Origin of the sequence: Sphingopyxis macrogoltabida, assembly GCF_001314325.1 — a bacterium.
In the GTDB taxonomy this organism is placed as follows: domain Bacteria; phylum Pseudomonadota; class Alphaproteobacteria; order Sphingomonadales; family Sphingomonadaceae; genus Sphingopyxis; species Sphingopyxis macrogoltabida.
In genome coordinates, this window is sequence record NZ_CP009429.1 from 1,689,766 (window position 1) to 1,709,227 (window position 19,462).

Below are 19,462 nucleotides of genomic sequence, written 5' to 3' on the forward strand. Positions count from 1 at the left end.
ATGCGCTTTCAACGATGGGGTGACAGGGCCTTCGCTCCTGCTCTAAAGCGCGCGATATGGACAGCCAGCGCGACGCCACCGACCGGTTTTCACCCCGTTTCGACGCCTCCGGCCTGGTGACGGCGATCGTCACCGATGCGGCGACCGGCACGCTGCTGATGGTCGCACATATGAATGCCGAGGCGATCGAACGCACGCAGGCGACGGGGCAGGCGCATTTCTGGTCGCGTTCTCGCGGGCAATTGTGGCGGAAGGGCGAGACGTCGGGCAACGGGCTGACGTTGGTCGAGATGCGCGTCGATTGCGATCAGGATGCGCTGCTGCTGCGCGTCGATCCCGCCGGACCCGCGTGCCACACCGGGCGCCGTTCGTGCTTCTATCGCCGCGTCGAGGCTGACGGACGCCTGACTTTCCTCGACGACGATGCGCGCGGCTGACGCGCTGATCCTCGTTGCGGCCTTGCTTGTCGCGGGATGCGGGCGGCCGCCGCCCGACGAGGCGCAGCAGGGCGTCGACGCCGGCAATCCGCTTGAAATTGCGGCGCGCGAACGCGGTATTGTCCGCCCCGAGGCGCAGGCGCCGACCGGGGTCTTCGAGCGTTCGCACGACCTTGGCCGTGATGCGATGTGCGTGGTACCCGATGGGGCAGGGCGCTGGCGCTTCGTTGTCACCGCGGCGTTCGGGCCGGGGCTTGCTTGCACCGCGTCGGGGCAGATGGTTCGTGAGCAAGATGGCTGGCGCATGCGCTTCCCCGCAGCCGAGGGCTGCGAGGCGCTGGTTCACGAGGAAGAAGACGAACTCCGGCTGCCCGGAAACCTGCCGCCGCAATGCGACAGCCTGTGCCCCGATCGCGCGTCGCTTTCGGGCCTTCGCCTGCCGCGTGCGAGCTGGTCGGAAGCGGACGCGAAACGCTTGCAGATCCGCGACAGGCAGGGCAATATGATCCGGCCTTGCGGCAGTTGAGCTGCGGCGATTTCGCAAAATCTGCCAGCCTTGACGTTCACGTCAACGGAAACTAGTCTCGCCGGCATGACCGACGAATACGGCCACGCCCATATCGATACGCCCGATCACCTCGGGCGCGAACAATTCAGCATCACCGATCTGTCGTCCGAATTCGGCGTAACGGCCCGGGCGCTCCGCTTCTACGAGGACGAGGGGCTGATCAGCCCGTCGCGCAAGGGGCTGTCGCGTATCTATTCGAAGCGCGACCGGGCTCGTCTCGCGTGGATCCTGCGCGCCAAGCGGACCGGTTTCAGCCTCGCCGACATTCGCGAGATGATCGACCTCTACGACGTCGGCGACGGGCGCAAATTGCAGCGTCAGGTGACGATCGAGAAATGCCAGGAACGCATTGCGTTGCTGCGTCGCCAGCGCGAGGATATTGACAGCGCTGTAGATGAGCTGTCACGTTTCATCGAAACGGTGCAAAAGGTCGACGCCCGCGAAACGGCGGGCTGAACCAGACCGATCCCTCCCCGGGTGAGCTGACACCAACCTAGCTGTTTTGCAGAAAGATTTCGCATGCCCGCTTATCGCGCTCCCGTCCAAGATACGCTTTTCCTCATCAACGATGTGCTCGGGATCGAGCGCCATGCGAACCTGCCGGGTTTCGCCAATGCGACCCCCGACATGGTCGAGGCGGTGCTGACCGAGGCAGGGAAGTTCTGCGAGGAAGTGCTGTTTCCGATCAACCAGTCGGGCGATCTCGAAGGCTGTACGCGCCACGACGACGGGTCGGTGACGACGCCGAAGGGCTTCAAGGAAGCGTATAAGGCTTATTGCGACGCCGGTTGGGGCCTGCTGACCGCACCCGAGGAGTTCGGCGGGCAGGGGCTGCCGCACGTCATCGGTTTCCCGGTCGAGGAATATCGCAACGCCGCGAACCAGGCCTTTGCCATGTATCCCGGCCTCTCGCAGGGCGCGACCGCGGCGATCCTCGTCAAGGGGTCGGAGGAGCAGAAGGCAACCTATGTGCCGAAAATGGTGTCGGGCGAATGGACCGGCACGATGAACCTGACCGAACCGCATTGCGGCACCGACCTCGGCCTCATCCGCACGCGCGCCGTGCCGAACGGCGACGGCAGCTATGCGGTGACCGGGACCAAGATTTTCATCTCGTCGGGCGAGCATGACCTCGCCGACAACATCATCCACCTCGTCCTTGCGAAGACCCCTGACGCGCCCGACAGCGTCAAGGGTATCTCGTTGTTCATCGTGCCCAAATTCCTCGTCAACGAAGACGGCTCGCTTGGCGAGCGCAACACGCTTTCGTGCGGGTCGATCGAGCACAAGATGGGGATCCACGCCAACTCGACCTGCGTCATGAATTACGACGGCGCGAAAGGCTGGATGGTCGGCGAGGAGAACAAGGGCCTCGCCGCGATGTTCATCATGATGAACGCCGCGCGTCTCGGCGTCGGCATCCAGGGGCTGGGACAGGCCGATGTCGCGCTGCAGAACGCCGTCCACTATGCGCAGGATCGCCGGCAAGGCCGGGCGCTCACCGGACCGCAGGACCCGGAGGAAAAGGCCGATCCGCTGTTCGTCCACCCCGACGTGCGCCGTATGCTGATGGACGGCAAGGCGACCGTCGAGGGCTTGCGCGCGCTGTGCCTGTGGGGCGCGCTGCAGGTCGACCTGTCGCACGTCGCGGCGAGCGAGGAAGAGCGCCAGCAAGCCGACGATCTCGTCAGCCTGCTCACTCCGGTGATCAAGGGCTATGGCACCGACAAGGGCTATGAGGTCGCGACCAATGCGCAGCAGGTGTTCGGCGGCCACGGCTACATCGAGGAACAGGGCATGAGCCAATATGTCCGCGATGCCCGCATCACGATGATCTATGAAGGCGCGAACGGCGTCCAGGCGATGGACCTTGTCGGCCGCAAGCTTGCCCAGAATGGCGGCCGTGAGATCCAGGACTTTTTCGCGATCGTCGACGGCGAATGCGCCGCCGCCAAGGACAAGCCCGCGTTCGCCGATCTCGCGGTGCGGCTCGAAAAGGCGAATGGCGAGCTCAAGGCGGCGACGATGTGGTTCATGCAGAACGGCATGGCGAACCCGAACAATGTCGGTGCCGGCGCGCATCATTACATGCACATCCTCGGCATCGTCGCGCTCGGATCGATGTGGCTGATGATGGCCGAAGCGGCGCAGAAGGCACTCGACGAAGGGCGCGGCAACAAGCCGTTCCTCGAAGCCAAGCTGGTCACCGCGCGCTATTTCGGCGAACGCTTCCTGCCCGACGCGGGGTCGCTGCGCCGCAAGATCGAGGCGGGCAGCGAAGCGATGATGGCGCTGACTCCCGACCAGTTCCTGGCCGCCTGACGCCGCAGTGACACGCCGCTGCAACCAAAGTCGCTGCGGCGCGTCTCAGCGGGCATGAGCGAGGGCGCGCTTTCCCCGATCGTCGTCGAAGGCCGCAATTGCTGGCGGATCGAACGCGCCGACAAGGCGCGGATGATCGTCGATGCCGCCGACTATTATGCCCTGCTCGAACGGCTGATGGCGGGGGCGAAGGAACGCATCCTGCTCATCGGCTGGGATTTCGATCCGCGCATCGCGCTGAAACCCGACGGGCAGGGACAGGGCGAACCGCTTGGCGACTATCTGCTCCGTCTGGCGCATGAAAAACCCGGGCGCGACATCGATATCTTGCGCTGGAATTTCGGCGGTTTGAAGCAATTTGCGATGCCGCGTATCCTGTCGATGGTGGCGCGCTGGAAGCTGACGCGTTCGATCAGTTTCCGGCTCGACAGCGCGCATCCGGTCGGTTGCAGCCATCACCAGAAGGTGGCGGTGTTCGACGATCACCTCGCAGTGTGCGGCGGGATCGACGTCGGTTCGCGTCGCTGGGACACGCGCGAGCACAAGGATGGCGACCCGCACCGCACCGATCCGGGCGGCAAACCCTATATGCCCTGGCACGATTCGACGATGATCCTCGCGGGCGCGGTCGGCAACGCGCTCGCCGATCTCGGCAACGAACGCTGGCAGCGGGCAACGAAAAAGCCGCTCCGTGACATCGCTGGCGACGGCGAGAACTGGCCCGACGACCTTGAGCCCGATTTCCACGGCGTCGAGGTCGCCATCTCTCGCACCCGCGCCGAATATGAGGATTGCGAGGAAATCCGCGAGATCGAACAGCTTTATCTCGACATGATCGCCGCCGCGAAGCGCTTCATCTATTTCGAGAACCAGTATTTTACATGCGGAAAAATCGCCGCCGCAATCGCCGAGCGGCTGAACGAGGACGATCCGCCCGAATTCGTCATGGTGATGCCAGAGACCGCCGACGGCTGGCTCGAGCAGATGGCGATGGACGCGGCGCGGGTGAAGCTGGTCCGCGAGATTGCGAAGGCGAAATATGGCGACCGGTTAAAGGTCTATTTTCCGCGCACCGCGGGCGGCGAGGCGATCTATGTCCATGCCAAGACCGCGATCGTCGACGACCGGATGATCCGGGTCGGATCGGCCAATATGAACAACCGCTCGATGGGGCTCGACAGCGAATGCGACGTGACGATCGACGCGGCGCTGTCGGCGAACACCGGGGTCGAGCCGACGATCCGGCGCCTCCGCGAATCCCTGATCGCCGAACATCTGGGGGTCGAGCCGGTCGATGTCGGGCGACGTTTCGAAGGAACGGGGTCGCTTATCGAGACGATCGAGGGGCTGCGTGGCGACGGGCGGTCGCTCGAACTGCTCGACCTGACCAAGCCCGGTCCGCTGGACGATTATATCGCCGAGAACGAACTGCTGGACCCCGACAGCCCCGATGCGATGTTCGAGAGCCTCACCGAACGCGGACTCCGCAAGAGTTGGCATCGCGGACGCGACTGGATGAAGCGGCATCGCCCCTTCGGGCGGCGGAGCGGCTAATCCCTCAGTCCGCCAGCGACAGGATATGCTGCGCCTGCTTGAGGTGCGGCGCGTCGACCATCTTGCCGTCGACCTGCAACACCCCGACGCCGGGATTGGCGGCAAAGGCATCGACGATCCCCTGCGCGCGCGATACCTCGTCGTTCGACGGGGTGAAGGCGGCATTGATCGGCGTCACCTGCGACGGGTGGATCGCCATCATCCCGGTAAAGCCGTCGCGCCGCGCGCGCGCGGCATAGGCGGCAAGCCCCGCCTCGTCCTTGATCGCTGGAAATACCGTGTCGATCGCCGCGACGCCCGCGCCGTGCGCCGCGAACAGGGTCAGCGAGCGGGCGACCTCATAGGGCGCGGTATAGCTGCCGTCGTCGTGGCGGCTCGTGGTTGCGCCGATTGCGGCGGGAAGGTCTTCGGCGCCCCAGGTCAAGCCGAGCAGCCGCTCCTTGACTTCACGATAGCTGCCGAGGGTGAAGATGGCCGCCGGGGTTTCGGTCGCGATCGGCAGGATCGCGGGCAGCGAGGCATCGCGTGCCGACTCGCTGCGCAGGATCGTGTCGAGTTGCTGGATAGCCGGCGCGCCCTCGGCCTTGGGCAGCATGATCGCGTCGGGACGCGCGCCGACGACCGCGGCGACATCGGCAGCGGTCATGTGGCCGTCGAGCGGATTGACGCGGACGAGCGTGATGACTTCGCGTTCCCCGGTCAGATAGTCGGCGATCGCAGCGCGCGCCGCTTCCTTGTTCGCGGGCGATACCGAATCCTCAAGGTCGAGGATGATCGCGTCGGCGCCCGACGCCGCCGCCTTGGCGAAGCGTTCGGGGCGGTCGCCGGGGACGAACAGGAGCGAGCGCAGGCGCATCAATTTTCCTTCTTTTTCAGCAGCGCGGAGCGTTCGCACTGACACACGGTTTCGCCGCGCTGATTGATCGCGCGGTGCAGGAAGGTGACGATACCCGCATTCGGCCGCGATTTGGACTCCTTGAGACCGACGACCTCGCTCGTCGCCCGAAGCGTGTCGCCGATAAACACCGGTTTGGGCATGACGAGTTTGTCGTAGCCGAGATTCGCGACGAGCGTCCCCAGCGTCGTATCGCCGACCGACAGCCCGACCATCAGGCTGAAGGTGAAGGTGCCGTTGACGAGAATCTGCCCGAATTCCGACGCCTTCGCCGCCTCGATGTCGAGGTGCAGCGGCTGCGGATTATGCGTCATCGTCGTGAACAGCAGATTGTCGGTTTCGGTCACCGTGCGCCGGATATCATGCTCCAGCGTGTCGCCGACCTGCCATTCGTCGAAAAACCTGCCTGCCATATTCTCAGTCCCTCAAATGAAGTTTCATGCCGACGTGGCTCTGGACGAAACCAAGCCGGGCGTAAAAGCGGTGCGCCGCAGTGCGGCTCGCCGACGAAGTGAGCTGGACGAGCTTGCAGTCGCGGGCGCGGCATTGGTCTACCGCCCACAGGATCATCTGCTCGCCAAGCCTTTGGCCGCGCAGGTCGGGAGCGATGCGCACCGCCTCGATCAGCCCGCGCCAGCTTCCGCAAAAGGAAAGCCCGGGAAGGAAGCTCAATTGCATCGTCCCGACGACGCGGCCACACAATTCGGCGGCGATCAGCCGCTGGTTGGGGTCGGCATCGATCGCCTCGAACGCCGCGCGATAACGCGGGTCGTCCGGCGGCGCCTCGCGCTGCGGCGGAATGGTATCCTCCGCGAGCATCGCAAGGATGGCGGGCAGATCCTCCGCGGTCGCGTCGCGCAGGATCAACGCGCTCACTCGGCCGCCTCGATCCGGACGAGCAAGGCCTCGACCTGCACCTGCGCACCCGCTTCGGCATTGAGCTCGGCAACGACGCCGTCGAACGGCGCGGTCAGGCTATGCTCCATCTTCATCGCTTCGAGCGTCAGCAGCTTCTGGCCCTTCACGACGGTGTCACCCGCCGCGACCTCGACCGCGATGACCTTGCCGGGCATCGGCGACAGGATGGCGCCGTCCCCCGCCGCGCCGCTCGCCGCGCCGTCGGTGCGGTCGGGCGCGACGATCATCGTCGTGCCTTCATGCACCATCAGCAGCGCCGCGCCGCCGTCGAAGGGTTCGAAATGGCTGGCGAAATAACCGTCGGCGCGCGCATCCGCCTCATATTCGACACGTTGGCCATTGACCCGCAGCGCGCGGCTGGTGTCTGCCGTACGGTTGAGGCGGAAACCCGCAAGCGCGCGCGGCACAGCGGCCTCGTCCTCGAGCTGCGCCGCCGCCGCCGTCAATTCAGTCGCCGGGGGCAGGGGGGTGGCCATCAGCGCCTCGCCGCGCCGCTCGATGAGGCCGGTGTCGACATCGCCGCGTTCGAAATCCGCATCGCCCAGCAGGCGGTGCAGGAAGCCGGCGTTGGTCTTGACCGGCCAGACGCCCAGCTTCGACAGTTCGTAACGCAGGTCGTCGATCGCTTCCTCGCGCTGGCCGGCGTGGGTGATCACCTTGGCGATCATCGGGTCATAGAAGGGCGAAACCTCGCTGCCCTCCTCGATCCCCGTGTCGACGCGCGACGACATCGGCCGCAGCAGCACGTCGAGTTTGCCGGTGCTCGGCAGGAAGCCCGTTGCGGGGTCCTCGGCATAGAGGCGCGCCTCCATCGCCCAGCCGTTGATGTACAGATCCTCCTGCCGCAGCGGTAGCGGCTCGCCGCTGGCAACGCGGAGCTGCCATTCGACCAAGTCAACGCCGGTGATCGCCTCGGTCACCGGATGTTCGACCTGCAGGCGCGTGTTCATCTCCATGAACCAGATGCGGTCGGCGCGCAGACCCTCGCTGCCGTCGGCGATGAACTCGATCGTCCCGGCGCCGACATAATCGACCGCCTGTCCGGCGCGGACCGCTGCGGCGCACAGCGCCTCGCGCGTTTCCTCGTCCATGCCGGGGGCGGGGGCTTCCTCGATCACCTTCTGGTGCCGCCGCTGCAACGAGCAGTCGCGTTCGAACAGATGGACGATATTGCCGTGGGTATCGCCGAAGATTTGCACCTCGATATGGCGCGGGCTCAGGATATATTTTTCGATCAGCACATGGTCGTTGCCGAACGAGGCGGCCGCCTCGCGCTGGCAAGAAGCAAGCGCGTCGGCGAAATCGGCCGCGGCATCGACCTTGCGCATCCCCTTGCCGCCGCCGCCCGCCACCGCCTTGATCAGCACCGGATAGCCGATGCTCGCGGCTTGCTCGGCAAGGAAGGCCGGGTCCTGATTCTCGCCCATATAGCCCGGCGTCACCGGCACCCCGGCATCGGCCATCAGCTTTTTCGCGGCATCCTTGAGGCCCATCGCCGTGATCGAAGACGGTTTCGGTCCGACCCAGACGAGCCCGGCGTCGAGCACCGCCTGCGCGAACTCGGCATTTTCGGAGAGGAAGCCGTAGCCGGGGTGGATCGCCTCGGCACCGGTCGCCTTCGCGGCGGCGATGATCTTTTCGCCGATCAAATAGCTTTCGCGTGCTGGCGAAGGCCCGATGTGCACAGCCTCATCCGCCATACGGACATGCAGCGCATTGGCATCGGCGTCCGAATAGACGGCAACGGTGCGGACGCCCATCGCCCGCGCGGTGCGGATGATACGGCAGGCGATTTCGCCACGATTGGCGATGAGAAGAGAGTTGATCATGGGTTTATCCAATGTGCTTTCAAATCTGCCCCGTGTCGCGCCAGGCCAGCGGAATGGTCTTTCGATCGGTGAGATAGTCGACAAACAGGGTCGTCAGATCGCTCAAGCTGAACGTCGCAGTGTTTTGCCGTCCGGGCCTGTCGTCGATGAGATCGTAAAGCGGCCCGGGTGGCCCCAGCCGCGACTGGACGAGATAACCGCCATACACCGCTTCCGCAGTCATGAAACAACGATCGCAGGTTTCGACGCTGATCTCTTCGCACTGTATTTTGCGAAAGCAGGGTTGGATCGCGTTTCGAAGTTGGCGTGCGCTACGCACCTCTACTTCGCGACTTTGTCCATCGGTGGAGCTGATCACCAGCGTTGCCGGAGTGAAGGCCGGTTCGGGTGCGGCATGGGCGACAAGCGGTGTCATGGCCAAGAGGCAAGCTAGCGGAACCCGGGGCAAGGATTTCGAAAACAGGGCCATCCCGGTCACATCCTGAACACGCCAAACCCGCGGTCTTCAACCGGGGCGTTCAGCGTTGCGGCGAAGGCAAGACCCAGCACGTCGCGCGTCTGCGCTGGGTCGATGATGCCATCGTCCCACAGGCGCGCGGTGGCGTGATAGGGATTGCCTTCGTCCTCATATTTCTGGCGGATCGGCGCCTTGAAGGCTTCGGCCTCTTCGGGCGTCCATTTGTCGGCGTCGCGGTGGACGGTCGCCAGCACCGACGCGGCCTGTTCGCCGCCCATCACGCTGATCCGCGCATTGGGCCAGCTAAAGAGGAAGCGCGGGCTATAGGCGCGGCCGCACATGCCGTAATTGCCGGCGCCGAAGCTGCCGCCGATCAGCACAGTGATCTTCGGCACCGTCGCGGTTGCCACTGCGGTCACCAGCTTCGCGCCATGCTTCGCGATACCCTCGGCCTCATATTTGCCGCCGACCATGAAGCCCGAAATATTCTGGAGGAAGAGCAGGGGAATGCGCCGCTGCTGCGCAAGTTCGATGAAGTGCGCGCCCTTGACCGCGCTCTCGCTGAACAGCACGCCGTTGTTGGCGAGGATCGCGACCGGGATGCCCCAGATGTGCGCAAAGCCGCAGACGAGGCTCGACCCGTAATTCGCCTTGAACTCGTGAAATTCGCTACCGTCGACGATGCGTGCGATCACTTCGTGGACGTCGTAGGGCGCGCGCACGTCGCTCGGGACGATGCCATAGAGTTCTTCCGCGTCGTATTTCGGCGCCCGCGGTTCCTTGATCGCGACCTCGAACCCGGTTTCCTCGCCGAGGTGGCTGACGATGTCGCGGACGATGGTCAGCGCATGCTCGTCATTCTCGGCAAGATGGTCGACGACGCCCGACTTTTTGGCGTGCAGGTCGCCGCCGCCCAAATCCTCGGCGCTGATCTCTTCGCCCGTCGCCGCCTTGACCAGCGGCGGTCCGGCTAGGAAGATCGTGCCCTGATTGCGGACGATCACCGTCTCGTCGCTCATCGCGGGAACATAGGCGCCGCCGGCGGTGCAGCTTCCCATCACGCAGGCGATCTGCGGGATGCGCTTCGCCGACATATTGGCCTGATTGAAGAAGATGCGCCCGAAATGGTCGCGGTCGGGAAACACCTGATCCTGATGCGGCAGGTTGGCGCCGCCCGAGTCGACCAGATAGATGCACGGCAGGCGGTTCGCCTCGGCAATCTCCTGCGCGCGAAGGTGCTTCTTGACCGTCATCGGGTAATAGGTGCCGCCCTTCACCGTCGCATCGTTGCAGACGATCATGCACTGGCGGCCCGAAACGCGGCCGATGCCGGCGATCATGCCGGCGCCCGGAACCTCGCCCTCATACATGTCGCCCGCCGCGAGCTGGCCGATTTCGAGGAAGGGCGATCCCTGGTCGAGCACCCGCTCGACCCGCTGACGGGGGAGCAGCTTGCCACGGCTGGTGTGCCGCTCGCGCGCCTTTTCATTGCCGCCGAGCGCTGCCTCGCCGACGCGCGCCCACAACTCGTCGCGCAGCGCGCGGTTGTGCGCGTCGTTGGCGCGATAGGTCTCGCTGTCGCGATGGACCGTGGTTCCGAGTACTGGTGCGCTCACGTCGAAAATTCTCCTGTCACTGCCCGCCGGACTAATCCCCCGCTCGTCGATTGCAAAGGACCGCAGGCCGAAATTGGTTGGTATTGAAACCGGGTTGCCGCAGGCCTAGACCCTTCGCCTGTCCCCATGAAAGCAAGGTTTTCGTTATGAAAAAGACCGTCTTTGCCATCCTGCTGTCCACTGCCGCGATCGTCGCGGGGCCCGTCGCCTGTTCGAAGGGCGACAAGCAGGAAGCGAGCTATACCGTCGGCACCGGGATCGGCATCAACAAGGCCGCGATGGACACCGCCGTCAAACCCGGCGACGACTTCTACGCCTATGCCAATGGCAACTGGCAGAAAACGACCGAAATTCCCGCCGACCGCTCGTCGATCGGCGCCTTTCTCGTCGCCCAGCTCGAAACCGAAAAGCGGAACCGCGAACTGATCGACGCGATCGTCAAGGGCAATGCCGGCGCCGACACCAACGAAGGCCGCATCGCCGCCTTCTACAAGGCCTACACCGACACGAAGGCGATCGACGCTGCGGGGATGAAGCCCGTCGCGGCCGACCTCGCGCGCTTCGATGCGATCGCCGACAAGGCCACCCTGTCGAAGATACTCGGCGAACAGGTTCGCGCCGACGTCGATCCGCTCAACGCGACGAATTTCTTCACCGAAAACCTGTTCGGCATCTTCGTGACGCAGGGGCTCGCAACCCCCGGCGACACCATTCCCTATATGTTGCAGGGCGGTCTCGGCTTGCCCGAGCGCGAATATTATCTGTCGTCCGATCCGAAGATGGCGGGCATACGCACCCAATATCAGGCCTATATCGCCAAGCTGCTGACCGCAGCGGGGCAGGCCGATGCCGAGGCGAAGGCCAAGCGCATCTACGATCTCGAGGTCAAGATCGCCAAGGCGCACGTCACGCGCGAACAGAGCGAGGATTTCACCAAATCCGCCGGCGTGTGGACCAAGGATGATTTCGCGAAGAAGGCGCCGGGCATCGACTGGCCGGCCTTCTTCGCCGCCGCGAAGCTCGACGGTGCGGGTAAGTTCGGCGCCTATCACGGCGCAGCGATCACCAACCTGTCGGCGCTGGTGGCGTCGCAGCCGCTCGAGGCGTGGAAGGACTGGCTGGCGTTCCACCAGATCAACAGCCACGCCGACGTGCTGCCGAGTGCGATCGACAATGCCCATTTCGCCTTTTACGGCACGACGCTGTCGGGCACGCCGCAACAGCGCAGCCGCGACAAGCGCGCACTCGCGGCGCTCGACACCTATCTGGGCGATGCGGTGGGCAAAGCCTATGCCGATAAATATTTCCCCGCCTCCGCCAAGGCCGAAGTCGGCGACATGGTGACGAACATCAAGTCCGCCTTTGCCAAGCGCGTCGAGACGATCGACTGGATGGCGCCCGAAACCAAGAAGGAGGCGATCAAGAAGGTCGAAACGATCGCGGTCGGGGTGGGCTATCCCGAAAGCTGGCGCGATTACGGCAGCTATACCGTCAGCGCCGCCGACGCCTATGCGAACGAGGTCGCGGGGCAGCGGGCCGAATATGCCCACCAACTCGCCAAGATCGGCAAGCCGATGGACAAGGGCGAATGGTGGATGGTCCCGCAGACGGTCAACGCCGTGAACCTGCCGGTCCAGAACGCGCTGAACTTCCCCGCCGCGATCCTGCAACCGCCCTTCTTCAACGCCTCCGCCGACCCCGCGTATAATTATGGCGCGATCGGTGCGGTCATCGGCCACGAGATCAGCCACAGCTTCGACAACAATGGCGCGGCGTTCGATTCGACCGGCGCGCTGCGCAACTGGTGGACCGCGGCGGATCTGGCGAAGTTCAACGCCGCGGGCGCGGCGCTGGCGGCGCAATATGACGGATACAAGCCGTTCCCCGACCTCGCGCTCAACGGCAAGCTGACGCTGGGGGAGAATATCGCCGACGTTGCGGGGTTGCAGGCCGCCTACGACGCCTATCATGCCTCGCTGAAGGGCAAAGAAGCGCCGGTGATCGACGGCTTCACCGGCGACCAGCGTTTCTTCATCGCCTTTGCGCAGACCTGGGCGACCAAGATGCGCGACGAGGCGCTGCGCCAGCGGGTGGCGACCGACGGCCATGCGCCCGGCATGTATCGCGCGCTGACGGTGCGCAACCTCGACGCGTGGTACAAGGCGTTCGACGTTCGCGAGGGCGACAAGCTCTACCTCGCGCCCGACAAGCGCGTGCGCGTCTGGGGATAACGGGGACGCGGGGCGGTGCGTCATGCGCCGCCCTCATCCTTTGCAGCCGGTTTTTTCCGGATCAGGTGACTGTAGACGCCGACGAGGTTGATGCAGAGCAGCGCGACATTCTGCCACCCGATGCCTTCGCTGTCGGGTTGAAGGAACCCCCACGCGATCAGGGCAAGGCTGCTCGTTACGAAGATCACGAACGCCCAGCCATTCCACCGCTCGCCGAGGTTGAGCGAGACGAGCAACGCCGCCAGCGTCGCGGCGGCGGCGCCATAATATTGGAGGGCGTCGAGCAGCGTCTGGTTCATGATAATGCCAACGCGCCGATCAGCGCGAAGATGCCCGAGCTGCCGAGCGCAGGCCATGCGATATGGCGGCCGCGTGTATATGCGGCGTTGACCAGCCCCGTCGCGAGCCATGCCGCGCCGATTACGGTCAACAGGCTCGGCGACGTGCCCGGCCAGGCCACGGCGGCCGCCGAAATCAGCATCAGGACGGACGTCGCATGCCAGGCAAAACGGATAATCCGCCGCGACAGCGGATCGGCAAGCGGCCCCGCTTCGCTGCGCAGCAATGGCACGATCAGCCGCCGGTATCCCAGCACCGAATGAACCCCGGCCGTCGTCACCATGAAGGCGGCCGACAGCCAGAGCCAGATCACGCGCCGGCGCCGATCAGTTCGCGGCCGATCAGCATGCGGCGGATCTCGTTCGTCCCCGCACCGATGTCGAGCAACTTGGCATCGCGCCAGAAACGTTCGACCGGCCAGTCCTTGGTATAGCCCGCGCCGCCCAGTGCCTGGATCGCTTCGCCCGCTACCTTCACCGCGCTCTCGCTGGCGAGCAGGATGCAGCCCGCGGCGTCGAAGCGCGTCGTCTGTCCGGCGTCGCAAGCCTTGGCGACATTATAGACATAAGAGCGCGCCGACTGGAGCGCGACATACATGTCGGCGACTTTCGCCTGCATGAGCTGGAACGACCCGATCGGCTTGCCGAACTGCTTACGTTCGCGAACATAGGGGATGACCGTATCGAGGCAGGCCTGCATGATGCCGAGCTGGAGCCCGGCGAGCACGACGCGCTCATAGTCCAGCCCCGACATCAGCACGCCGACGCCGCCGTTCTCGGGTCCCATGACCTGCTCGGCGGGCACTTCGCAGTCGGCGAAAACGAGCTCGGCGGTCGGCGAACCGCGCATCCCGACCTTGTCGATCTTTTGCCCGATGCTGAAGCCCGGCATGTCCTTCTCGATCAGGAAGGCAGTGATGCCGCGCGATCCCGCCTCGGGGCTCGTCTTGGCATAGACGACCAGCGTATCGGCGCAGGTCGCGTTGGTGATCCAGAATTTGGTGCCGTTGAGGACGAAGCGGTCGCCCTTCTGCTCCGCCTTCAGCTTCATCGACACGACGTCGCTGCCGGCGCCAGCTTCCGACATCGCGAGGCTGCCGACATGCTCGCCCGAGATCAGCTTGGGCAGATATTTCGCCTTCTGTTCGGCATTGCCCCAGCGGCGTATCTGATTGACGCACAGGTTCGAATGCGCGCCGTAGGAGAGGCCGATCGCGCCGCTCGCCCGCGACACTTCCTCGACCGCGATGACATGTTCGAGATAGCCGAGGTTGAGACCGCCCCATTCTTCCTCGACGGTAATGCCGTGCAGGCCGAGCTCGCCCATCTGCGTCCACAGTTCGTCGCGCGGGAACCAGTCCTCACGGTCGGCCTTGTCGGCCAGCGGCGCGATCTGTTCGTCCGCGAAACGGGCGGTCGTGTCGCGGATCATGTCGGCATTTTCACCGAGGGCGAAGTCGAAATCGGGGGTAGCGCGCATGGATCAGCCTATCGATAGGGCGGGATGAAGGCGCGATAGTGCCCGAAAAGCGTACCATATGGAAATTGAAACGATTGCAGGATTATCATAAGAAGAATTTATGATAAAGCGCACCCATATCCGCCAGTTCCTCGCCGTCGTCGATGCCGGCAGTTTCACGCAGGCCGCGCTGCGCATCCGGGTGACCCAGCCGGCGCTGTCGACCGGCATCGCCGAACTCGAAAAGCTCGTTGGCACGCCGCTGTTCATCCGCAACCGCCGCCAGATCCGGCTGACCGAGGCGGGCGGACGCTTCCTGCCGATTGCGCGCGACCTCGAACGCGGGTTTCACGCCGCCGACCGCTTCGGCCGTAGCGCCGACGGCGACGCCACCGGGCTCAAGCTCGGCACGATCCGCTCGGCGCCCGGCGAGTTGCTGCAGGCGCTTGCCACCGTGCTTCGTCCTGGCTTTGCCATCGAGCTGGCCGAAAGCACCGAATCCGACCTGCGTTCGGCGGTCGGTAGCGGCCGCGTCAACATGGCGCTTTTGCCGCTCCGCCCCGATGAGCGCGGGCCGCATATCCTGCCGCTTTACGAAGAGCCGCTGACAATGTTCGTCGCGACCGACCACCCGCTCGCGGGCCGGGTCGAGGTCGCACCCGAAGAACTGGCGGCCGAGACCATGATCGCGCGCCGGTCGTGCGAATTTCTCGATGCGACGAGCCGGTTCTTCACGCGCCACGGCGTCCGTCCGCGCTTTGCGCTGCGCAGCGACAGCGACGACCGCTGCCTGCGCATGGTTGCCGCCGGGGTCGGTATCACCACGGCGCCGGTGTCGCTGGCGATCGAGGGCATCGTTCCGCTGAAAGTTGCGGGTTACGACTTCCGTCGCGAGCTGGGGTTGATCCTCGACCCGGCCTGGGCCGCGCTTCCCGAGGTCGAGCCGCGGCTGGCGCATGGCCTGGAAACGATTGCCAGCATCGCCGCCGACTGGCGCGAGATGAAAGTCGAAGGGGCGGCCTGACCCTGCGGTGGGCAGGGGGCCACAAGTCTGGCTTGCAGCGCCAAAAGCCCATACAGCTTGCCCGCCGACATGAGCGGCGGCAAGGGCGGGACATGACCGATACGCTGACCCATTTGGACCGTCTTGAGGCGGAGAGCATCCATATCATGCGCGAAGTGCTGGCGGATGCTGTGAAGCCCGTGATGCTGTACAGTGTTGGCAAGGACAGTGCGGTGATGCTGCATCTGGCGCGCAAGGCCTTTTATCCTTCGCCGCCGCCGTTTCCGCTGCTGCACGTCGACACGACGTGGAAGTTTCAGGCGATGTATGACCTCCGCGACCGGATGGCGGCCGAAAGCGGCATGGAGCTGATCGTCTACCAGAACCCCGAGGCGAAGGCGCGGGGGATCAACCCGTTCGACCATGGTCCGCTGCACACCGACATGTGGAAGACCGAGGGTCTGAAACAGGCGCTCGACCTCCACGGCTTCGACGTCGCTTTCGGCGGCGCACGGCGCGACGAGGAAAAGAGCCGCGCGAAGGAGCGCATCTTCTCTTTCCGCACCGCAAGTCACGGCTGGGACCCGAAGAAGCAACGGCCCGAACTGTGGAACCTCTACAATGCAAGGAAAGCGAAGGGCGAAAGCATCCGCGTCTTTCCGATCTCCAACTGGACCGAGCTCGACATCTGGCAATATATCGCGCGCGAGAATATCCCGATCGTGCCGCTCTACTTCGCCGCGCCGCGCCCGACGGTGGAGCGCGACGGCCTGCTGCTGATGGTCGACGACGATCGCTTTCCGCTCAACGAAGGCGAGGTGCCGGTTCAGCGCTCGGTGCGTTTCCGCACGCTCGGTTGCTATCCGCTCACCGGCGCGGTCGAGAGCGAAGCGACGACGCTCAGCGAAGTCATCCAGGAAATGCTCCTTACGACCACCAGCGAGCGGCAGGGCCGCATCATCGACAAGGACGGTGGCGACGCCAGCATGGAGAAGAAGAAGCAGGAGGGGTATTTTTGACCCGCCACGTCAATCTTCAGATTGATGAAGGGTCAACCCCCGCGAAGGCGGGGGCCGCCAGCGGCAGAGTACCCATGCCAACGGCCCCCGCCTTCGCGGGGGCGACGAGTAAGGCCATATGACCAAAACATCTACCGATCCCGTCTATGTCACCGACGCGCTGATTGCCGAGGATATCGACGCCTATCTCGAACAGCATCAGCAAAAGTCGCTGCTGCGCTTCATCACCTGCGGCTCGGTCGACGACGGCAAATCGACGCTGATCGGACGGCTGCTCTACGACAGCAAGATGATCTTCGAGGACCAGCTGGCGGCCTTGGAGGCCGACAGCAAGCGCGTCGGCACGCAGGGGCAGGAGATCGACTTCGCGCTGCTCGTCGACGGCCTCGCCGCCGAGCGCGAGCAGGGGATCACGATCGACGTCGCCTACCGCTTCTTCACCACCGAAAAGCGCAAGTTCATCGTCGCCGACACCCCGGGGCACGAACAATATACGCGCAACATGGTGACCGGCGCTTCGACCGCCGACCTCGCGGTCATCCTGATCGACGCGCGCAAGGGCGTGCTGACCCAGACGCGGCGCCACAGCTTCCTCGCCCATCTGATCGGCATCCGGCATATCGTACTCGCGGTGAACAAGATGGACCTTGTCGATTACGACAAGACGGTGTTCGAGCGCATCCTGCTCTCCTACCGCGCCTTCGCGAGCGAGATCGGCATCACGAACTTCACCGCGATCCCGATCTCGGGGTTCAAGGGCGACAATATCACCGCGCTGTCGGACAATACGCCCTGGTACAAGGGGCCGGCGCTGATCGAGCATCTGGAAAGCGTCGAGGTCGGCAGCGCCGCCGACGAAGCGAAGCCCTTCCGCATGGCGGTGCAGTGGGTCAACCGCCCCAACCTCGACTTCCGCGGCTTCTCGGGCCAGCTCGCGAGCGGCAAGGTCAGGCCGGGCGACGCGGTGCGTATCCTGCCCAGCGGCAAGACGACGGCCGTTGCCCGCATCGTCACGCTGGACGGCGACCTCAACGAGGCTGTCGCGGGCCAGTCGGTCACGCTGACGCTCGCCGACGAGGTCGACTGCTCGCGCGGCGACGTCATCGCCGCGACCGACAATCCGCCCGAGGCGGCCGACCAGTTCGAGGCGACTTTGGTGTGGATGGCCGACGAGGCAATGATCCCCGGGCGCGCCTATTGGCTGAAGCTCGCGACGCAGAGCGTCTCGGCGACGGTGCAGGCACCGAAGTACGAGATCAACGTCAACACGCTCGATCATCTCGCGGCGAAGACGCTCGACCTCAACGGCATCGGCGTCGTCGAGCTGTCGACCGACAAGCCGATCACCTTCGAGGCCTATGGCGACAACAGGACAAGCCCAAACAAGGTGTTGGGCGGCTTCATCCTGATCGACAAGCTGACCAACGCGACCGTCGCGGCGGGCATGCTGCACTTCAGCCTGCGCCGGGCGCAGAATGTCCACTGGCAGGCGACCGACATCGACCGCGACATGCGCGCGGGCCTCAAGAACCAGCGTCCCGCGCTGCTCTGGTTCACCGGGCTCTCGGGCTCGGGCAAGTCGACGATCGCCAACCTCGTCGAGAAGAAGCTGCACCGGATGAACCGCCACAGCTTCCTCCTCGACGGCGACAATGTCCGCCACGGGCTGAACCGCGATCTCGGCTTCACCGAGGCCGACCGGATCGAGAATATCCGCCGCGTCGGCGAGGTGGCGAAGCTGATGACCGACGCCGGGCTGATCGTCATCACCGCGTTCATCAGCCCGTTCAAGGCCGAGCGCGAGATGGTCCGCGCGATGCTGCCCGAGGGCGAGTTTATCGAGATCTTCGTCGACACCCCGCTCGCCGAAGCCGAGAAGCGCGACGTCAAGGGCCTCTACAAGAAAGCCCGCGCCGGACAGCTCAAAAACTTCACCGGCATCGACAGCCCATACGAGGCGCCCGAAAACCCCGAAATCCGCATCGATACCACCAACATGACACCCGATGAAGCCGCTAACCTCATCGTCGACAGGCTGCTGGGATGAGCGCCGCCATGGACGATGCTGCGCTCGCCGCGCATCTCGCCGAAACCGCGGGGCGCATCCTGCTCACGGTGCGCGACTCCGGGCTCTTCGCGGGCAAGGCGCTCGGCAAGGCCGGCGACCAGGTCGCCAACCAGTTCCTGATCGACGCGCTGCGCGAACAGCGACCCGATGACGGCGTCCTCTCCGAGGAGAGCAAGGATACCCCTGATCGCCTTACCAAAAGCCGCGTGTGGATCGTCGACCCGCTCGACGGCACCCGCGAATATGGCGAAGGCCGTGCCGACTGGGCCGTGCATGTCGCACTCGCGATCGACGGGGTCGCGCGGGTTGGTGCTGTGGCCTTGCCCGGCCTCGATGTAACGCTGACGTCGGGGGCTCCCGTCGCGCTCCAGCCCGCTAATACGCCGCCGAAAATGCTGGTCAGCCGTACGCGCCCCGCCGCCGAAGCGGTCTTCGTCGCCGAAAAGCTCGGCGCCGAACTCGTGCCGATGGGGTCGGCGGGAGCCAAGGCGATGGCGGTCGTGCGCGGCGAGGCCGATATCTACCTTCACACCGGCGGCCAATATGAGTGGGACAATTGCGCGCCCGCCGCGGTTGCCGCGGCCGCCGGGCTTCACGTCAGCCGCGCCGACGGCTCGCCGCTCCGCTACAACAATGCCGATACCTATCTGCCCGACCTGCTGATCTGCCGGAAGGAACTGGCCGATGAAGTGTTGCGGTTCGCGGCGGAATATTCACCGGACTGACCCGCGCCCCATTGCCAGCGGGA

19 protein-coding genes are annotated in these 19,462 nt (G+C 64.9%); 10 read left to right on the top strand and 9 right to left on the bottom strand.

All coding sequences use genetic code 11. The features are described from left to right. Window positions 1-56 precede the first annotated feature (56 nt). The 5 genes from hisI (at window position 57) to LH19_RS08420 (ending at window position 4,881) form a co-directional block, all read left to right on the top strand. Window positions 57-437 carry a phosphoribosyl-AMP cyclohydrolase gene (gene hisI, locus LH19_RS08400; protein WP_054727021.1) on the top strand — a complete coding sequence of 127 codons (381 nt, stop codon included), beginning with the start codon at window positions 57-59 and terminating at the stop codon, window positions 435-437. Next, window positions 424-963 carry a hypothetical protein gene (locus tag LH19_RS08405; RefSeq protein WP_054727023.1) on the top strand — a complete coding sequence of 180 codons (540 nt, stop codon included), beginning with the start codon at window positions 424-426 and terminating at the stop codon, window positions 961-963. The genes hisI and LH19_RS08405 overlap by 14 nt, the downstream gene beginning before the upstream one ends. 66 nt (window positions 964-1,029) lie before the next feature. Beyond that, the gene (locus LH19_RS08410) at window positions 1,030-1,461 is read left to right on the top strand and encodes a MerR family transcriptional regulator (RefSeq protein WP_054587780.1); all 432 of its coding nucleotides are present in this window, start codon (window positions 1,030-1,032) and stop codon (window positions 1,459-1,461) included. Between the two features lie 63 nt (window positions 1,462-1,524). Beyond that, on the top strand, window positions 1,525-3,327 hold the full coding sequence (locus LH19_RS08415; RefSeq protein WP_054727025.1) for an acyl-CoA dehydrogenase C-terminal domain-containing protein: 1,803 nt from the start codon (window positions 1,525-1,527) through the stop codon (window positions 3,325-3,327). 54 nt (window positions 3,328-3,381) lie between these two features. Beyond that, a complete protein-coding gene (locus LH19_RS08420) occupies window positions 3,382-4,881 on the top strand; it encodes a phospholipase D-like domain-containing protein (protein WP_054727027.1) in 1,500 nt (499 codons plus the stop codon). 4 nt (window positions 4,882-4,885) lie between these two features. Here the strand turns inward: LH19_RS08420 and LH19_RS08425 are convergent, their stop codons facing one another. The 6 genes from LH19_RS08425 to LH19_RS08450 are packed head-to-tail and all read right to left on the bottom strand — an operon-like array spanning window position 4,886 to window position 10,596. Continuing rightward, window positions 4,886-5,737, bottom strand: coding sequence for an HpcH/HpaI aldolase/citrate lyase family protein (locus tag LH19_RS08425; RefSeq protein ID WP_054727029.1), 852 nt, complete (start codon window positions 5,735-5,737; stop codon window positions 4,886-4,888). Beyond that, entirely contained in the window at window positions 5,737-6,189 is a 453-nt protein-coding gene (locus tag LH19_RS08430; protein WP_054727031.1) for a MaoC family dehydratase, read from the bottom strand. The genes LH19_RS08425 and LH19_RS08430 overlap by 1 nt, the downstream gene beginning before the upstream one ends. Before the next feature lie 4 nt (window positions 6,190-6,193). Beyond that, the gene (locus tag LH19_RS08435; protein WP_145923414.1) at window positions 6,194-6,652 is read right to left on the bottom strand and encodes a GNAT family N-acetyltransferase; all 459 of its coding nucleotides are present in this window, start codon (window positions 6,650-6,652) and stop codon (window positions 6,194-6,196) included. Continuing rightward, window positions 6,649-8,523: an acetyl/propionyl/methylcrotonyl-CoA carboxylase subunit alpha gene (locus LH19_RS08440; RefSeq protein WP_054727033.1), complete on the bottom strand. Its 1,875-nt coding sequence runs from the start codon at window positions 8,521-8,523 to the stop codon at window positions 6,649-6,651. Before LH19_RS08440 ends, LH19_RS08435 begins: the two co-directional genes overlap by 4 nt. Window positions 8,524-8,542: 19 nt before the next feature. Then, window positions 8,543-8,992: a hypothetical protein gene (locus LH19_RS08445; RefSeq protein WP_145923413.1), complete on the bottom strand. Its 450-nt coding sequence runs from the start codon at window positions 8,990-8,992 to the stop codon at window positions 8,543-8,545. A gap of 5 nt (window positions 8,993-8,997) precedes the next feature. Further along, window positions 8,998-10,596 (bottom strand): carboxyl transferase domain-containing protein, encoded by a 1,599-nt coding sequence (locus LH19_RS08450; protein WP_054727037.1) that lies wholly within the window; start codon window positions 10,594-10,596, stop codon window positions 8,998-9,000. Window positions 10,597-10,742: 146 nt separating this feature from the next. Between LH19_RS08450 and LH19_RS08455 the strand changes: the two genes are divergently transcribed. Then, on the top strand, window positions 10,743-12,827 hold the full coding sequence (locus LH19_RS08455; protein WP_054727039.1) for a M13 family metallopeptidase: 2,085 nt from the start codon (window positions 10,743-10,745) through the stop codon (window positions 12,825-12,827). A 20-nt stretch (window positions 12,828-12,847) separates the two neighbouring features. Here the strand turns inward: LH19_RS08455 and LH19_RS08460 are convergent, their stop codons facing one another. The 3 genes from LH19_RS08460 to LH19_RS08470 are packed head-to-tail and all read right to left on the bottom strand — an operon-like array spanning window position 12,848 to window position 14,645. Then, complete coding sequence (locus tag LH19_RS08460) at window positions 12,848-13,126, bottom strand: hypothetical protein (RefSeq protein WP_054727041.1); 279 nt, start codon at window positions 13,124-13,126, stop codon at window positions 12,848-12,850. Further along, the gene (locus LH19_RS08465; RefSeq protein ID WP_054727043.1) at window positions 13,123-13,479 is read right to left on the bottom strand and encodes a hypothetical protein; all 357 of its coding nucleotides are present in this window, start codon (window positions 13,477-13,479) and stop codon (window positions 13,123-13,125) included. The genes LH19_RS08460 and LH19_RS08465 overlap by 4 nt, the downstream gene beginning before the upstream one ends. Next, window positions 13,476-14,645 (bottom strand): isovaleryl-CoA dehydrogenase, encoded by a 1,170-nt coding sequence (locus tag LH19_RS08470; RefSeq protein ID WP_054727045.1) that lies wholly within the window; start codon window positions 14,643-14,645, stop codon window positions 13,476-13,478. Before LH19_RS08470 ends, LH19_RS08465 begins: the two co-directional genes overlap by 4 nt. 100 nt (window positions 14,646-14,745) lie before the next feature. Here LH19_RS08470 and LH19_RS08475 point away from each other — a divergent pair, with 100 nt between their 5' ends. The 4 genes from LH19_RS08475 to LH19_RS08490 all read left to right on the top strand — a co-directional run bounded on the left by LH19_RS08475 (window position 14,746) and on the right by LH19_RS08490 (window position 19,439). After that, a complete protein-coding gene (locus LH19_RS08475) occupies window positions 14,746-15,648 on the top strand; it encodes a LysR family transcriptional regulator (protein WP_054727047.1) in 903 nt (300 codons plus the stop codon). Then, complete coding sequence (cysD, locus tag LH19_RS08480) at window positions 15,543-16,646, top strand: sulfate adenylyltransferase subunit CysD (protein ID WP_407696739.1); 1,104 nt, start codon at window positions 15,543-15,545, stop codon at window positions 16,644-16,646. Before LH19_RS08475 ends, cysD begins: the two co-directional genes overlap by 106 nt. Before the next feature lie 118 nt (window positions 16,647-16,764). Beyond that, window positions 16,765-18,693: a sulfate adenylyltransferase subunit CysN gene (gene cysN / locus LH19_RS08485; RefSeq protein WP_054727051.1), complete on the top strand. Its 1,929-nt coding sequence runs from the start codon at window positions 16,765-16,767 to the stop codon at window positions 18,691-18,693. Further along, window positions 18,690-19,439 carry a 3'(2'),5'-bisphosphate nucleotidase CysQ gene (locus LH19_RS08490; protein WP_054727053.1) on the top strand — a complete coding sequence of 250 codons (750 nt, stop codon included), beginning with the start codon at window positions 18,690-18,692 and terminating at the stop codon, window positions 19,437-19,439. Before cysN ends, LH19_RS08490 begins: the two co-directional genes overlap by 4 nt. Window positions 19,440-19,462 lie beyond the last annotated feature (23 nt).

Excerpts from the sequence above, each read along its gene's own strand:
- LH19_RS08415 (WP_054727025.1), top strand. The coding sequence starts at position 1,525 with ATGCCCGCTTATCGCGCTCCCGTCCAAGATACGCTTTTCCTCATCAAC.
- LH19_RS08475 (WP_054727047.1), top strand. The coding sequence starts at position 14,746 with ATGATAAAGCGCACCCATATCCGCCAGTTCCTCGCCGTCGTCGATGCC.
- LH19_RS08425 (WP_054727029.1), bottom strand. The coding sequence starts at position 5,737 with ATGCGCCTGCGCTCGCTCCTGTTCGTCCCCGGCGACCGCCCCGAACGC.
- cysN (WP_054727051.1), top strand. The coding sequence starts at position 16,765 with ATGACCAAAACATCTACCGATCCCGTCTATGTCACCGACGCGCTGATT.
- LH19_RS08410 (WP_054587780.1), top strand. The coding sequence starts at position 1,030 with ATGACCGACGAATACGGCCACGCCCATATCGATACGCCCGATCACCTC.
- LH19_RS08490 (WP_054727053.1), top strand. The coding sequence starts at position 18,690 with ATGAGCGCCGCCATGGACGATGCTGCGCTCGCCGCGCATCTCGCCGAA.
- LH19_RS08430 (WP_054727031.1), bottom strand. The coding sequence starts at position 6,189 with ATGGCAGGCAGGTTTTTCGACGAATGGCAGGTCGGCGACACGCTGGAG.
- LH19_RS08440 (WP_054727033.1), bottom strand. The coding sequence starts at position 8,523 with ATGATCAACTCTCTTCTCATCGCCAATCGTGGCGAAATCGCCTGCCGT.
- LH19_RS08460 (WP_054727041.1), bottom strand. The coding sequence starts at position 13,126 with ATGAACCAGACGCTGCTCGACGCCCTCCAATATTATGGCGCCGCCGCC.
- hisI (WP_054727021.1), top strand. The coding sequence starts at position 57 with ATGGACAGCCAGCGCGACGCCACCGACCGGTTTTCACCCCGTTTCGAC.
- LH19_RS08445 (WP_145923413.1), bottom strand. The coding sequence starts at position 8,992 with ATGGCCCTGTTTTCGAAATCCTTGCCCCGGGTTCCGCTAGCTTGCCTC.
- LH19_RS08470 (WP_054727045.1), bottom strand. The coding sequence starts at position 14,645 with ATGCGCGCTACCCCCGATTTCGACTTCGCCCTCGGTGAAAATGCCGAC.
- LH19_RS08405 (WP_054727023.1), top strand. The coding sequence starts at position 424 with ATGCGCGCGGCTGACGCGCTGATCCTCGTTGCGGCCTTGCTTGTCGCG.
- LH19_RS08420 (WP_054727027.1), top strand. The coding sequence starts at position 3,382 with ATGAGCGAGGGCGCGCTTTCCCCGATCGTCGTCGAAGGCCGCAATTGC.
- LH19_RS08455 (WP_054727039.1), top strand. The coding sequence starts at position 10,743 with ATGAAAAAGACCGTCTTTGCCATCCTGCTGTCCACTGCCGCGATCGTC.